Origin of the sequence: Acinetobacter kookii (assembly GCF_900096895.1) — a bacterium.
Lineage (GTDB): Bacteria > Pseudomonadota > Gammaproteobacteria > Pseudomonadales > Moraxellaceae > Acinetobacter > Acinetobacter kookii.
Map to the genome: position 1 here is coordinate 62,525 of NZ_FMYO01000005.1, position 14,347 is coordinate 76,871.

Consider the following 14,347-nt stretch of genomic DNA (forward strand, 5'->3'; position numbering starts at 1 on the left):
TGATGAATAAAGCCGAGAAAGGAAGCACACATGGATTGGGCCAGTATTTTCATACACGACACCAACTGGGAATTTGCCGCTGAAATTGTGGTGCGCTGTGTGTGTATGTTTATCATGATTATTCTGTTTTTACGTCTGACGGGGAAACGCGGAGTCCGGCAGCTTTCGGTGTTTGAACTGGCCATTATTTTGTCTCTCGGCTCGATTGCCGGCGACCCGATGTTTACCGAAGACTTGCCCTTAATTCAGGCACTGCTAATCATGAGCGTCATCATCATGATGTACCGTCTGACCACCTGGCTGATGATGAAATACCAGCCCTTTGAAGATTTACTGGAAGGCAAGTCGCTGTACATTGTAGAAGATGGTGTATTGGTACTGGAGAAAATCAAGCGCGGGAAAATGTCACACGACGAGTTCTTTGCCGAAATGCGCCAGCAAGGCATTGAACATCTGGGTCAGGTGCGTGCCGGGCTGCTCGAAAGCGATGGTAAATTTAGTATCCTGCTTTTTCGCCCTGAAGACATCCGTTATGGCTTGCCGCTGTTTCCCAAGCAATATCAGAAAGTTAATCAGATAGAACCCAACACACCTTATGCCTGCATGTACTGTGGCTATGTCGATCATCCTGACCAGCCCGAGCAGTCCTGTCCGCGCTGTGGCTGTGGCCGCTGGGCCAAGGCTATCAAGGAACAGATGCTCAGATAATCAGAAACGCCCTCTAGTTCTTTTTATCTTTTATTCAAATTTAGCGAGTAGAACTTTAGTCGAAGCCGTAAAACTCATATTCCAGCTGGCATGTTTCCTGCTGCAGTTAAGGCTCCGCGTTAAGAGGCTTTGACCAAAAAAACATTTATTTCATAGTCATTTATTGGTAACAAAACGGTAAAAAAATTTGCTTGAGCAATCCTTCAAAACTCGCTTAAGATGAAAACTGATGTACTTATAGACAGAAAAGAAAACATCTTTTGCATAAAAAAATAAGTGGCTTTCTATGGGCAACTTGGCACTTGATGATAAGGATATAAAAAGGAGTTTTATACATGACATATAAACGTAATATCACCTCTTTACTTTGCGCAAGCACACTCATACTCGGTCTGAGTGCGTGTAGTGACAATAAAGCTCCATCCTCTGAAAAGCCTGCCGGTGGAGATGCCTCTGCTTCAGGTACGCTGGATAAAATTAAAAAGTCTGGCACCATTGTGCTGGGCTATCGCGACTCTTCCATTCCATTCTCCTATATTGCCGATAATCCGAATCAGCCGGTGGGCTATGCACACGATTTACAGTTAAAAGTTGTAGAAGCGGTGAAGAAAAAGCTGAACATGCCGGATTTAAAAATTCGCTATAACCTGGTGACCAGCCAAAACCGGATTCCGCTGGTATCAAACGGTACGGTAGATCTGGAATGTGGCTCAACCACCAATAACAAGGAACGTCAGCAACAGGTTGATTTCTCGGTGGGCTTCTTTGAAGTCGGCTCCCGTTTGCTGACGGCAAAAGATTCCGGAGTGAAAGATTTTACCGACCTGAAAGGTAAAAAACTGGTCACCACAGCGGGGACGACATCGGAACGCTATATCCGTCAGCATCAGCAGGAATTGGGCATTGGCGAAATCATTTCGGCCAAAGACCATGCAGAATCATTCCTGATGCTGCAAAATGGCCGTGCGGCGGCATTTATGATGGATGACATCTTGCTTGCCGGTGAAAAATCCAAGGCGGCTGATCCGAATAAATGGGAAATTGTCGGAACTGCACCCATCCATGAAATTTACGGCTGTATGCTGCGTAAAGGTGATACCGGCTTTAAACAGGTCGTGGATGACGCCATTAAAGCCACCTATAGCTCTGGTGAAATCAACAAGATGTATGAAAAATGGTTCCAGCAGCCGATTCCACCGAAAAATATTAATCTGAACTTCCAGATGTCCGATCAGTTGAAGGCTTTAATCAGCAATCCGCATGATCGTGACCAATAAGCATTAGAACAACAACTTTATCCATCAGGCAGAAAAAGGACTTTTTTGCCTGATGCTACTCAGGAGTTACTATGAATTATAGTTGGAACTGGGGAGTTTTATTACAGTCTACCGGTGTAGGTGACACGACCTACCTGAACTGGATTGTGACCGGGCTGGGCTGGCTGCTGGTGATTGCCATTGTGGCCTGGAGCATTGCCATGGTTCTGGGCAGCATCCTAGGTATCATGCGCACATTGCCCAGTAAAACCGCACGGGGTATAGGTACCGCTTATGTCACCCTGTTTCGTAATGTTCCCCTGCTCATTCAATTGTTTATCTGGTTTTATGTGGTTCCCAACTTTTTACCCACGCCGATTAAATTATGGTGGATGAATGATCTGGGTGCCAATACCACGGCCCTGATTTCAGCCAGTGTCGGTTTGGGGCTATTTACCGCAGCACGGGTCTGTGAACAGGTGCGTACCGGAATTGAAGCCTTGCCGGTCGGTCAGGTGAATGCCGGTTATGCCATGGGCTTTACAACTGCTCAGCTTTACCGTTATGTCATTCTGCCGCAATCCTTCCGCATGATTTTACCGCCACTGAGTTCCGAGCTGACCAACTGTGTCAAAAATACTTCGGTTGCCTCCCTGGTCGGTGTGGCAGAAATTATTTCCCAGATGAAAACCATCAGTGAATATACCCAGAACACCATCGAAATTTATACCTATGTGACCATCATCTTCATTGTGATTAACTTCTGTTTAATTCAGGCAATGAATATGCTGGAAAAACGCTTACGTGTTCCCGGTCTGATTGCAGGAGATAAATAATGGAATGGCTCACTGCATTTTTAAATGACTTACAATTGTCTGCTCCTGCCTTGTGGCATGGTTTGAGCATTACCTTGAAAGTGGTGTTCAGTGCCACCATCGGCGGTATTTTGATTGGTACCCTGCTGGCTTTAATGCGCCTGTCCTCATTTAAAGTCCTGAATTTATTTGCGCAAGGCTATGTCAATCTGTTTCGCTCTATCCCTTTGCTCTTGGTACTGATGTGGTTCTATTTTGCGGTGCCGTTTATCTATACCGCAGTCACGGGGAATTACCTGACCATTGATACCGCCTTGGTGTCGAGTATCGTGGCCTTTATGCTGTTTGAAGCGGCTTACTTTTCGGAAATTGTCCGGGCCGGAATTCAGTCCATTCCTAAAGGTCAGACCGCAGCCGCCTATGCCCTTGGCATGAGTTACGGCCAGTCCATGCGGCTGATCATTCTGCCGCAGGCCTTCCGTAAAATGACACCGCTGCTGTTACAACAGACCATTATTCTGTTTCAGGATTCCACCATGGTTTATGCCATTGGTTTGCTGGACTTTTTCCGGACCAACTATGTCCGTGGCGACCTGATGTCGCTATTGACCCAATATATTTTATTTGCAGGTTTGGTGTACTTCACTGTGAGTATGATCGCGACCTATGCCGTTAAAAAATTACAAAGGAAGTTAACTGTATGACTGATGGTAAAGTGATGATTGACCTGCAGAATGTCAGTAAATGGTACAAAGATTTTCAGGTATTGACCGACTGTACCACCCAGATTCACCAAGGTGAAGTGGTAGTGGTGTGCGGGCCTTCAGGTTCAGGTAAATCGACCCTGATTAAAACCGTGAATGGACTGGAACCGTTTCAGCAAGGCAATATCATTGTGGACGGGATTTCCATCAAGGACCCCAAAACCGACCTGACCAAACTGCGCAGCCGTGTGGGTATGGTGTTCCAGCATTTTGAGCTGTTCCCGCATTTGAGCATTACCGAAAACCTGACCATTGCCCAAGTCAAAGTATTGGGGCGTTCTGAAGCCGAAGCCACGAAAAAAGGGCTGGCTTATTTAGACCGTGTTGGCCTCAGCGCACATGCTTCTAAATTTCCTGCGCAGCTTTCCGGCGGTCAGCAACAGCGCGTTGCGATTGCCCGTGCCTTGAGCATGGACCCGATTGCGATGCTGTTTGATGAGCCCACTTCAGCACTCGACCCTGAAATGATTAATGAAGTGCTGGATGTAATGGTCGAACTGGCCAAAGAAGGCATGACCATGATGTGCGTGACCCACGAAATGGGTTTCGCCCGCCAGGTGGCTAACCGGGTGATCTTTATGGATCAGGGGAAAATTGTTGAGGATTGCACCAAGGATGAATTCTTTAACACCCAACGCGGTGATCGCGCTCAGCAGTTCCTGAATAAAATCTTGCACTAAAATAGTGTGCAATTTAACCAAGCCCTACGCCTGCGGCTTGGTTTTTTTATGATCAACTCCTAAAACTGAACCAAATCAGCCCAGCTTTAAATATTTTTTCATTTCTTGTTCATAATAAGCGATGCGCGCACTTAAATTTTTATCGGGCTAAACTTGCCACTATTCAGTGCTATAAAAACTCCTTAAAAATAACTTCTTTAAAATTTTTAAATTTTATTCAATTATCATATGTTTATTTATAATTTAAATTAAATAATGTTGCACCATAGCAGTGCAGACTCCTTACCTTTCAGCAAGTGATTGCTTTATATCGAGTCTTGTGTTTTTTTTCTCCGCCTTAATCAAAATTTCCCCATTTCGACCATCTTCACGAAAACAATCACATGGTTATACTGATCTTCTTTTTGTGATTTTAAGCACTAAAATGGAGCCATAAAATGCAAAATATAGATTTACTCTTTCTCCTTCTTGGTGCGGTTTTAGTTTTAGCCATGCATGCAGGTTTTGCATTCCTGGAACTGGGCACTGTACGACATAAAAATCAGGTCAATGCCCTGAGTAAAATTTTGACAGATTTTTCCATCTCTGCCATCGCCTACTTTTTTGTCGGCTACTATATTGCTTATGGGGAACATTTTTTCCACATCGGGGCAACCTTGGCCGCAGATCATGGCTATAACCTGATGCGCTGCTTCTTTCTGCTAACCTTTGCTGCTGCCATTCCTGCCATTATTTCCGGCGGTATTGCTGAACGGGCCAAAATGCGTTCCCAAGCCATTGCCACTTTATTACTGGTTGCCTTGGTCTACCCATTTTTTGAAGGCATCGCCTGGAATGGCAACTTGGGATTACAAGGCTGGCTAACAAAAACCTTTGGGGCAGCTTTCCATGATTTTGCCGGTTCTGTAGTGGTGCACGCCATGGGCGGCTGGATTGCACTGGTGGCTGTGATTTTACTGGGTGCGCGTTATGGCCGTTATAAAAAAGATGGTCGCGTCAGCGCACACCCGCCATCTTCCATTCCGTTTCTGGCACTTGGCTCATGGATTTTAATTGTCGGCTGGTTCGGTTTTAACGTGATGAGTGCACAACGTCTGGATGCCATTTCTGGGCTGGTTGCGATTAACTCACTGATGGCGATGGTCGGTGGTACCATTGCAGCCAACTTCATGGGCAAGAATGACCCGGGCTTCCTGCACAATGGTCCTTTGGCCGGTCTGGTTGCCATCTGTGCAGGTTCGGATGTGGTTCACCCAGTCGGTGCACTGATTATTGGCGGCATTGCCGGAATCATTTTTGTCAAACTGTTCACGTACACCCAAAACAAACTGAAAGTGGATGATGTGCTTGGTGTGTGGCCATTACACGGCGTATGCGGCACCTTTGGCGGCCTGGCAGTCGGAATTTTCGGACAGCAATGGCTCGGCGGTTTAGGCGGTGTATCCATGATCTCGCAAATCCTCGGGACCTTAATCGCAATCTCTGTTGCACTTGCAGGCGGTCTTGCGGTTTACGGTTCGCTGAAAGCCATCATGGGCATCCGTTTATCACAGGAAGACGAATTCCGTGGTGCCGATTTATCCATTCATAAAATTTCTGCCAATTCAGAAGAAACCATTTTTTAAAGCTGATGGTTTAAACCGAATCTTTAAAATGAATCATGATTTTAATAGCGACTTTAAAAAGTCGCTTTTTTTCTTTTTCTATATGGTGGCTTTAGCCTGACCCAATAAATGCGTACAAGTAATTATAAAAACTGCTTAATTTCCGCCAGACTTTGAATGCGATTTATGGGCTGATCTTGAACGTCATGAAAACCCTGTAGCCATAAGGCATTCATTCCGGCACGGGTTGCGCCTTGCACATCATTCACCGGGTGATCGCCCACAAAAAGGCAATGTTCTGGTGCAACGGCCAACTTCTGGCTGGTATAGAGAAAAATTTCCGGATTCGGTTTACTGATGCCGACCCGTTCCGAACTGACAATCTCATCAAAATAATGACTAAAACCCAAACCCTGTAAAATGGTTAAACGGGTAGCATGACCACCATTGGAAACAACCGCCAGCTGATAACCTTGCTGTTTTAATTCAGTTAAGAGCTGACTGGCCCCCTGCATGGCCACTGCGGATAATCCAAATTGCTGAAACCAGAACTGGGTCAGCTCATCCAGATCGGGCAAGCTTTTCCAGGTTAATTCCTGCTGCAAGGCATAAGCCACAGACGCGGCAATACTGGGATGGGTGAGCAATTCTTTTTTCGGGTAACCGCCATTATCAATGCGACGGATAATCGCCTGAATTTGGCCAATTGCATCATGCTGTAACTGGTGCTGATAGGTCTGTGCCAGATATTGGCTATACGCCAGAATACTTTGATCACGATGGGTTAAGGTATTATCCAGGTCGAATAAAACAGCACAAATAGTCATTTGAATACCTATACAAATCTTGCCGCTAATGTAGCATTGAAGCTTTATATCATTATGCTCTTTCCTGAATATGCTTATCAGCATTTAATCCAACATCATACTTAACACGATACCTTTGCAGCGATTTTCCCCACCGATTCAAGCGCGCTTAAGTCTGGATTAAGTTTTTATTGCTGTAATCGCAGCACTAAAATCAATTGATCTTTACTATGCACGATCAGCAACGCTTCATGCTCTATCAGGGCTGTTTTCTCATCATCAGTTTCTGCCTGCTTTTGGTTTTCTTTCCGATCGGGGGCGCGCTGGATCTTGCGCTGATTCATCCCTGGGTCAGTGAATCTGGGAAATTCCTGTTACGTGACAATTGGTATTTAGCTGAACTGAACCATCGTTATGTCAAAAATCTGATTATTGCAGTATATGTCGGCTTTTTAATGATCTGGCTGGCATCGTTCAAGTTTGAGAAAGTCAAAGCTTTACGCTGGACCTATGGTTATTTCTTTGGGCTGGTCATCCTGTCCACCTCGATTATTGGCCTGTTAAAATCGCAGTCTGCCCATGCCTGCCCCTGGAATATCACCATTCCGACCCATCAAGGGTTTTTCTGGGATTTTTCTGCCACCAAAGGTCACTGTTTCCCGGGCGGACATGCATCTACCGGCTTTGCACTGATGGCGGGTTTTTTTGTATTCAGGCTTTCCGATAAAAAGCGTGCCTATTTTTTTCTGGTCTCGGGGCTTATTTTAGGTTTTGCCATGGGCTGGGCGCAAATGATGCGCGGGGCACATTTTCTCAGCCACAACCTATGGACAGCATGGATTATCTGGCTCGTTAACGTGAGTTTTTATCTACTCAATTATCAAAGATTTGCACTAGGCCAAAGCATGGATAAAGCGGCCGAGAAAACTTAACTGCTCACACCTATCTGCTAAAACCCATCATCTGCGAAAAGTGATCTGCTAGAGCACTGCTGTCCCATAATTTAAATTTTATTTCTGCACCAAATCAACATGATGATATTTTATACTTAAATGTTTGATATTTATTTATATTTAATTATTTCACAGCCTTATCTTTTCTTTAAAAGTTTAAGTAACTTTGTGTAGGCTGAACCCTACTTTTGACAGACCAAAAGTAGGCAAAAGTCTTTTATTCCCCATACACGACATCCTGTCGTGATGGGGAATGTGTGGCATCCTTGCCACACTCACAAATCTAACACCTACAATTCAACTATGGGACAGCAGTGTCTGCTAGAGTGGCAATTGCACATTAACCTGCAAGCCACCCAGGCTTGCACTCCTGGAAAATGAAAGTTTGCCGCCGAGCCGTTCTGTGGCTTTATCCACAATAGACAGCCCCAGACCACTGCCTATTTCCAGATGATGATGGACACGATAAAAACGCTTAAGAATTTGCTCATACAGTTCGGGAGAAATTCCGGGTCCACTGTCTTCGACCTGAATCATGGCAAAACCCGCCTGCTCAAATACCGACACATTAATCACCCCCTGATTGGGCGTGTATTTAATCGCGTTATCAATCAGGTTATAAATAATGGAATGTACCGCAGATTCCTGGCAATGCAGCAGGACGTCTTCCTGACGTTCCATACCCAAGTCAATTTCTTTTTGCATGGCCAGATGAACGAGCTGTTCTACGCAATTTACTGCGACCTGATTCAGTAAAAACTGCTGTTTGGTTTCGACCTCCAGAATTGAAGCATCCTGTTTTGCCAGACTCAGCAGCTGGCTGACCAAATGCTGAATCCGGATTAATCCTTTGCTGAGATTCTGTAGTTCCTGAGCATCTGGAAACTGTTTTAACAGAATTTGCATCTGTAAATTCAATGCAGTGATAGGCGTGCGCAGCTCATGTGCTGCATCAGCAATAAACTGCCGCTGTTCCTGCTGTGCAGAGGAAATCCGTTCAAACAGATGATTCATTTCCATAATGGTCGGCACAATTTCAAGGGGATAAGTATTCGACTCAATGGGACTTAACTCTTCCGAACCACGTTGTGCCAATTCTGCTTTAAAGTCATCCAGAGGCTGCAGGCTGCGGCTAATAATCCAGCTCAGTCCCCAGATGATAAAGGGCATGAACAGTAAATAAGGAATAAACATACTGCCGGCAAGTTCCAGGGCCAAATGCTGCCGTGTCGATTGCTGCTGGCTCACCTGAATCTGGTAATGCTCTAAAGGCAAAATGTAAGTATGCCAAACCCCTTGTGCCGTTTTATGGGTATAAAATCCTGCTTTTTTCACAGGATGCACCAACAAATTCAGGGCATGGGTTTTATGTTCTGCATTTGCATAAGACCAGACATCGACAAACAGGTCTTCTTCATGATAATGCTTAGCCTGATCAAACTGGCTTTGCACCGGTTCAGGATCATGCTGCGCGACGCGTTCTGCCAGATTCTGCATCTGCGCATCTAAGACTTCGTTAATTTCTTGCAGTGCAATGCGGTAAGCAGAAAAAATCAGCAAGCAGCCCAGGGCAATACTAAAAACCGAAACATAAATAATCAGGCGTTTTTTTAATGAATACTGTGACTGCACCAGTGGCTGACCTTCTAGCTGATTTTATGGTTGTCTGATTTATAATTGTCCCAGTCGGTAACCTAAGCCGCGAATGGTGCAAATGAAATCTTTACCGAGTTTGGCACGTAAATGATGCACATACACTTCAATGGTATTGCTGCTGACTTCGCTATCCAGATCATACAATTTATCTTCTAAATTGGCTTTAGAAAATATCTTGTTCGGATGACTGACCAAGGGAATCAGAATTGCCCATTCACGATTGGACAGGTCAATATATTGCCCCTTGAACTTGGCAATGTGCTGTTCGACATCCAGCGTGAGTTCGCCATAACTTAAAATTTGCGGGTTGTCCTGCAGCGCAGACTCTGCCCCGCTACGACGTAACAAAGCATGGATACGGGCCAACAGTTCATCAAACTCATAGGGCTTGATCAGATAGTCATCTGCCCCGCTATTCAATCCATCCACCCGGTTTTGCAGTTGATCCCGTGCTGAAATAATCAGTACAGGTAAAGCGGGCCACTGCTGGCGAATCTGTTTCAGCACCTGCATGCCATCCATCATCGGCAGGCCCAGATCGAGCAGGACGATATCAAACTTTTCCTGTATGAGCTTTTTTAAACCGTCAATTCCGTTGTTGACCCATTCCACATCAAATTGCTGATATTTCAGCAAAGTCATGCTGGATTCAGCAATCATGAAATCATCTTCAATGATCAATATTTTAGCCATGCTTTAAACTCATACCTTCTTTGTTGACTGACAGTGCTGCAACATATTTTTTTGTTCATCAATGGTTTGGGTTTTCACATCCAGTAAACTTAACAGACTCGGGAACAAATTATCCTGACTTAATTCTTTGCTTTTTTGCTGGGCTAAGCAAGTGATTTGCGCAGAATTTTGTGCAGTCCATTCAGGAGAAAACCACATCAGCATGGGAACATGGGTTTGTTGGGTCGGCGCAATCGCATAAGGCGAGCCATGTAAATACAAGCCATGTTCTCCTGTCGATTCACCATGATCGGACAGATACCAGAATCCGGTTTGATAAGCACTATTGCCTTTTAACACCTGAATGAGCGAACTCAAAACATGGTCGGTATATACAATCGAATTATCATAACTATTCAACAATTCTGTACGGCTGCAACCTTGAATTGCATTGCTATCGCAACTCGGCTTAAAAGGCTGGAAGGGTGCTTTGGAACGCTGATAATAAGCAGGTCCGTGACTGCCCATCTGATGCAGGACAATTAAACGTGGGGTCTTGTCGGTTTCAGGAATTGCAGCCAGATAGCTTTTTAAACTGTCCACCAGAATTTCATCATAACAGTCCCCATCTTTCGCACACCATTTATCTTTGAGCTGTTGCGGAATCTGATACTGTTCAACCCGGTCACAGGCACCTTTACAACCCGAGTTATTATCCATCCAGGTCACTTTATAGCCGGCACGCTGTGCGATATCGAGCAGTCCTTCACGGTGACTGGCCAACTGTTCGTCATAATCTTCACGCGGCATGCCAGAGAACATGCAGGGTACCGACACGGCGGTTGCAGTACCGCATGAACTCACCTGACTGAAATTAATAATGTCCAGTTTAGAGAGTTCAGGATTGGTATTTTTGACATAGCCATTCAATGAAAAACTTTCTGCACGGGCTGTTTCACCCACCACCAACACCATGAGCTTCGGTTTAGCCTGCTCATTGACGGGCTGAAGCAAATGAGCATCTTCCCCATACTGAATTAAAGGCAAATTCTTTTTGGGTGCCGATTTGTGGTAATACGATAGGGTCGATGCGATGGCATTTTGTGGAGAAATCATGCCTTTCAAATCACGATGTTCCCGAAAAATTGCTGCATAATCAACATAAAAAACAAATAATAAACCACCGACCAGCAGCAACGAAGCAACGCCATTCAATAGCTTTTTAATGATTTTGCGAGGCAAAGATTCAGCTTTAATCCGAACCAGACTGATAAAAAGGAGAGGAAACACAACAAAAGCAGCTGTCCACAATACAAACTGTAGAGATAGTAAATCGCCGACCTCACGGGCATCGGTTTGCATCATGTTTTGAATTTGCTCGGGGGAAATGACCACGCCAAGACTATTGACAAAATATGCCGTAAAACCGCCCACCACCAAAAAGATGGAGGCAAAGATTTTGGCATTCCATTTCCACTGGATCAGCTGAAAAATCAGGTTATAGGCAGCCACAATCACCAGTACCGTTGCCATTAAAAACAGATAGGCTTTCGGACCCTGGTAGGGAGTCAAACTCTGGATTTTCTGAAAAAATGCAAAATTTAAAATCGCGCCCAGCCAGATCGCCAGCAACACATTAAACTGGCTTAATGAAATCGGCTTTATCTTATCGCGTATGGGACTGATGATATTTGACATGACTTTGGGCTAATCTTTTTACTGATGCCTTAATCTAAAATACCAAACTTAAAATTCACTTAATATAAAAAAAGTAATAAAAAAGGCGATGTTAAACATCGCCTTTTAGAATACAACAACTGACAGATTAGAATTTATATTCCAATCCTGTACCCACTACAGGTTGTTTGGTTTCAAGATCACCTTGTTCAAGAGTCAAGTAACCTGCATAACCATAAGCTTTCACCTGTTTGTTAAATGCATAGTCGGCACCGACAAAAATCTGTTGCGCATCAAAATCTGATTTTGCTGATTTAAAGCTGGTTGTATTTTGGCTATATTGCGCTTTTACTGTCCAAGCCTTAGCTGTCGGCAGATTATATTCTGCACCCAACAACCAGCCTTGTGAATCATCAATATCTGCTGCGGCTAGCTCATTGCCGGCTGCATCTTCTACTTCAGAAGTTTGATAAAGTGCTTTTAATGCCAAACCACCATCAATATTTACACGGCCAATCGCACGAAGTGTATTCGCTGCAGCAAAAATAGAAGTTCTATCACCCAATTCACTTTGCTTTGTATTTAAAAAACCTACACCAGCAAAATTACTTGGAATTGCTTTGTCATACGCAATACCCGCCACAACCACCGGGCTGTCATATACTACAGATGCAGACCATGCGTCGCCTAAACCACGCCCGGCAGTTTTAGAAGCACCGTTACCCTTCGCAATGCCTGAAGCTTCGCCAGAAGCCAATAATGCATTTACTTTAATGGCACCTGTAGGCAAGGCAATTGCCGGAGATTCATAAATAACCGCATTCGATATACGGGCTTCACCAGTCATAATCCCTGTAACATCAGCCTTGTTTGCAACGTAGTTATTGAATGTATCAACTGGGCTTGAAAGCTGTTTAAGCGGAGTATCATGTGCACCCACTTTTAAAGTACCGAGCTGAGCATCTTTTAAACCGACAAAACGGTTACGCGTAGTCCAGTCTGTACTATCACCATCTGCGCTGAGACCCCATTCAATTGCATAAACTGCGTTTAGACGATCGTTCAGTTTTTCTTCACCCTTTAAACCAATGAAAGAGCTATTAGAACTGACTTCTACTACATCTTTATCCGAAGTATTGGCATTGTCTTCTGGCAAGTAATCAATACTTGCATCAATTTCCCCATAAAGAGTTGGTGCTGCAAAAGTTGGTGCAGCCAGTAGGCTTAATGCAATCGCTGCTGCTAATTTGGTTTTCATTTCAATAGTCCATTGGTTTATTTTGTAACAAATCATACACAAAGGATTTATGTTACAAAATCATTAATTTTATATTTATATATAATTTTTAATAATTTAGCCTTATCAAATAGTCAAATTATTGATTTGTTAAGTTTTTATTACATTGTTTAAAATATTTTATCCATCGGAAAATTGTCCACAAACATAAAATCGCAATCAAAGTAATAATGATGAGATAATTTCCATAGCCTAAACGATCGGCAAAAATCCCGCTTAGGCTATACAGCCCCCCGCTCACGGTGGCCATCAACGCCACCTGAAAAGTGAAATCTGTTCCTGCCAAATGTTTGCGGCTGTATTGCATGACCAGAGTCAGCATCACCACCAACAGCATGGCGGAAATCATGTCCTCAGCGGCATTAATCAGATAGATCAGCCAGGTTTCAATAGGACCTTGTGCCTCATATTGAAGGGCTAGCCAGGCATAGGCAGCCAGACTGAAAATTTTCAAAATAGAAAACCCGACTAAGGCATGTTCACGGGAAACATACTTCAGGCTGAACCCTGCCAGCCCTGCACCGATGAGCGCAGCCACAGCGCCCAGCATGGTCACATAAATGCCAATCTGGGAAAATGTCAGTCCTAAATCGACCATTAAGGGTTTCAGCAAAGGCCCGGCTAAACCATCGGCAATCTTAAATGTGATAAGGACTGTGAACCATGCAGCAAGACTTTGCTCTTGATAAAAATAAGTCAGATAATCTTTTATTTTTTGCCAGCGAAATGTTTCTGCTTGGGTACTGGACGGCGTATGCTTTAATCGTTGCGGTTCTTTCAGCCATAAAATGGGTAAAGTATTCAGCAGCACCAGTCCCGCCAAGATTAAAAATGTGCTTTGCCAGTCCAGCCAGTCCAGTGCCCATAAAATGGCCCCTCCACCGACAATAAAGCCCAGTCGGGAGCCAATGACCTGAAAGGTATTGCCCCAATGTTGCTGCTGACTGTTCAGCAGATTGACCGCCAGGCCATCGGTGGCAATATCCTGGGTGGCACCAACCAGATTCATGCTCAGTAAGGCAATAAAAAAGACCAGTAAATACTCAGGCTGGTTTAAAGCCTGAATCGGCAGGAAAGACAAGCCAGCCAGTACCAGCACACTCAACAACTGGGTCGGAATAATCCAGCTACGGTAATGGCCAAAACGGTCAACCCAGGGCGCCCAGAAAATTTTAATCGACCAGGGCAACATCAATAAGCCAAAACCGCCAATATGTGCCAGCGATACCCCTTGGGCACGTAAAATCACCGGTAAAGCATGGGTCATAAAACCGACGGGTAAACCTTGGGCCCAATATAAAGAGAACAACAATAGATAGATGTTACGTGTACTCGGCATAGTGTGCCCTTAGGGTCAAAAACTGGATTGACTATTTTGATCAGGCAAGCTGAATGATGCTTTACATTTTGCCAATGAATCTTATTTTACAAAAGCTTAACATATTTAAAAGTCTATAGA

General features: G+C 44.3%; 13 protein-coding genes. 7 read left to right on the forward strand and 6 right to left on the reverse strand.

Annotated elements, in window-relative coordinates; genetic code table 11:
* Window positions 1-30: 30 nt before the first annotated feature.
* The 6 genes from BLP85_RS08960 (at window position 31) to BLP85_RS08985 (ending at window position 5,848) form a co-directional block, all read left to right on the forward strand.
* Window positions 31-708 carry a YetF domain-containing protein gene (locus BLP85_RS08960; RefSeq protein WP_092819762.1) on the forward strand — a complete coding sequence of 226 codons (678 nt, stop codon included), beginning with the start codon at window positions 31-33 and terminating at the stop codon, window positions 706-708.
* A 335-nt stretch (window positions 709-1,043) separates the two neighbouring features.
* Window positions 1,044-1,985 carry a transporter substrate-binding domain-containing protein gene (locus BLP85_RS08965; RefSeq protein ID WP_092819763.1) on the forward strand — a complete coding sequence of 314 codons (942 nt, stop codon included), beginning with the start codon at window positions 1,044-1,046 and terminating at the stop codon, window positions 1,983-1,985.
* 71 nt (window positions 1,986-2,056) lie between these two features.
* On the forward strand, window positions 2,057-2,800 hold the full coding sequence (locus tag BLP85_RS08970) for an amino acid ABC transporter permease (protein ID WP_092819764.1): 744 nt from the start codon (window positions 2,057-2,059) through the stop codon (window positions 2,798-2,800).
* Entirely contained in the window at window positions 2,800-3,483 is a 684-nt protein-coding gene (locus BLP85_RS08975; protein WP_092819765.1) for an ABC transporter permease subunit, read from the forward strand. The genes BLP85_RS08970 and BLP85_RS08975 overlap by 1 nt, the downstream gene beginning before the upstream one ends.
* Window positions 3,484-3,497: 14 nt before the next feature.
* Window positions 3,498-4,223 (forward strand): amino acid ABC transporter ATP-binding protein, encoded by a 726-nt coding sequence (locus tag BLP85_RS08980; protein ID WP_171259691.1) that lies wholly within the window; start codon window positions 3,498-3,500, stop codon window positions 4,221-4,223.
* A 437-nt stretch (window positions 4,224-4,660) separates the two neighbouring features.
* A complete protein-coding gene (locus BLP85_RS08985; RefSeq protein WP_092819767.1) occupies window positions 4,661-5,848 on the forward strand; it encodes an ammonium transporter in 1,188 nt (395 codons plus the stop codon).
* Window positions 5,849-5,970: 122 nt separating this feature from the next.
* Here the strand turns inward: BLP85_RS08985 and BLP85_RS08990 are convergent, their stop codons facing one another.
* Window positions 5,971-6,654 carry an HAD family hydrolase gene (locus tag BLP85_RS08990; RefSeq protein WP_092819768.1) on the reverse strand — a complete coding sequence of 228 codons (684 nt, stop codon included), beginning with the start codon at window positions 6,652-6,654 and terminating at the stop codon, window positions 5,971-5,973.
* Between the two features lie 209 nt (window positions 6,655-6,863).
* Between BLP85_RS08990 and BLP85_RS08995 the strand changes: the two genes are divergently transcribed.
* Window positions 6,864-7,565: a phosphatase PAP2 family protein gene (locus BLP85_RS08995; protein ID WP_092819769.1), complete on the forward strand. Its 702-nt coding sequence runs from the start codon at window positions 6,864-6,866 to the stop codon at window positions 7,563-7,565.
* A 342-nt stretch (window positions 7,566-7,907) separates the two neighbouring features.
* Here the strand turns inward: BLP85_RS08995 and BLP85_RS09000 are convergent, their stop codons facing one another.
* From BLP85_RS09000 to BLP85_RS09020, 5 genes are all read right to left on the reverse strand, one after another.
* Window positions 7,908-9,218 carry an ATP-binding protein gene (locus BLP85_RS09000; RefSeq protein WP_092819770.1) on the reverse strand — a complete coding sequence of 437 codons (1,311 nt, stop codon included), beginning with the start codon at window positions 9,216-9,218 and terminating at the stop codon, window positions 7,908-7,910.
* A 39-nt stretch (window positions 9,219-9,257) separates the two neighbouring features.
* Window positions 9,258-9,935, reverse strand: a complete 678-nt coding sequence (locus BLP85_RS09005; protein WP_092819771.1) for a response regulator transcription factor — start codon at window positions 9,933-9,935, stop codon at window positions 9,258-9,260.
* Window positions 9,936-9,944: 9 nt separating this feature from the next.
* Window positions 9,945-11,612 carry a phosphoethanolamine transferase gene (locus BLP85_RS09010; protein WP_092819772.1) on the reverse strand — a complete coding sequence of 556 codons (1,668 nt, stop codon included), beginning with the start codon at window positions 11,610-11,612 and terminating at the stop codon, window positions 9,945-9,947.
* 127 nt (window positions 11,613-11,739) lie between these two features.
* Entirely contained in the window at window positions 11,740-12,849 is a 1,110-nt protein-coding gene (locus BLP85_RS09015; protein WP_092819773.1) for a porin, read from the reverse strand.
* Window positions 12,850-12,967: 118 nt separating this feature from the next.
* Window positions 12,968-14,227, reverse strand: coding sequence for an MFS transporter (locus BLP85_RS09020; protein WP_092819774.1), 1,260 nt, complete (start codon window positions 14,225-14,227; stop codon window positions 12,968-12,970).
* Between the last annotated feature and the right edge of the window lie 120 nt (window positions 14,228-14,347).

Coding starts and splice junctions, on each gene's coding strand:
- BLP85_RS08960 (WP_092819762.1), top strand. CDS start 31: ATGGATTGGGCCAGTATTTTCATACACGACACCAACTGGGAATTTGCC.
- BLP85_RS08965 (WP_092819763.1), top strand. CDS start 1,044: ATGACATATAAACGTAATATCACCTCTTTACTTTGCGCAAGCACACTC.
- BLP85_RS08970 (WP_092819764.1), top strand. CDS start 2,057: ATGAATTATAGTTGGAACTGGGGAGTTTTATTACAGTCTACCGGTGTA.
- BLP85_RS08975 (WP_092819765.1), top strand. CDS start 2,800: ATGGAATGGCTCACTGCATTTTTAAATGACTTACAATTGTCTGCTCCT.
- BLP85_RS08980 (WP_171259691.1), top strand. CDS start 3,498: ATGATTGACCTGCAGAATGTCAGTAAATGGTACAAAGATTTTCAGGTA.
- BLP85_RS08985 (WP_092819767.1), top strand. CDS start 4,661: ATGCAAAATATAGATTTACTCTTTCTCCTTCTTGGTGCGGTTTTAGTT.
- BLP85_RS08990 (WP_092819768.1), bottom strand. CDS start 6,654: ATGACTATTTGTGCTGTTTTATTCGACCTGGATAATACCTTAACCCAT.
- BLP85_RS08995 (WP_092819769.1), top strand. CDS start 6,864: ATGCACGATCAGCAACGCTTCATGCTCTATCAGGGCTGTTTTCTCATC.
- BLP85_RS09005 (WP_092819771.1), bottom strand. CDS start 9,935: ATGGCTAAAATATTGATCATTGAAGATGATTTCATGATTGCTGAATCC.
- BLP85_RS09010 (WP_092819772.1), bottom strand. CDS start 11,612: ATGTCAAATATCATCAGTCCCATACGCGATAAGATAAAGCCGATTTCA.
- BLP85_RS09015 (WP_092819773.1), bottom strand. CDS start 12,849: ATGAAAACCAAATTAGCAGCAGCGATTGCATTAAGCCTACTGGCTGCA.
- BLP85_RS09020 (WP_092819774.1), bottom strand. CDS start 14,227: ATGCCGAGTACACGTAACATCTATCTATTGTTGTTCTCTTTATATTGG.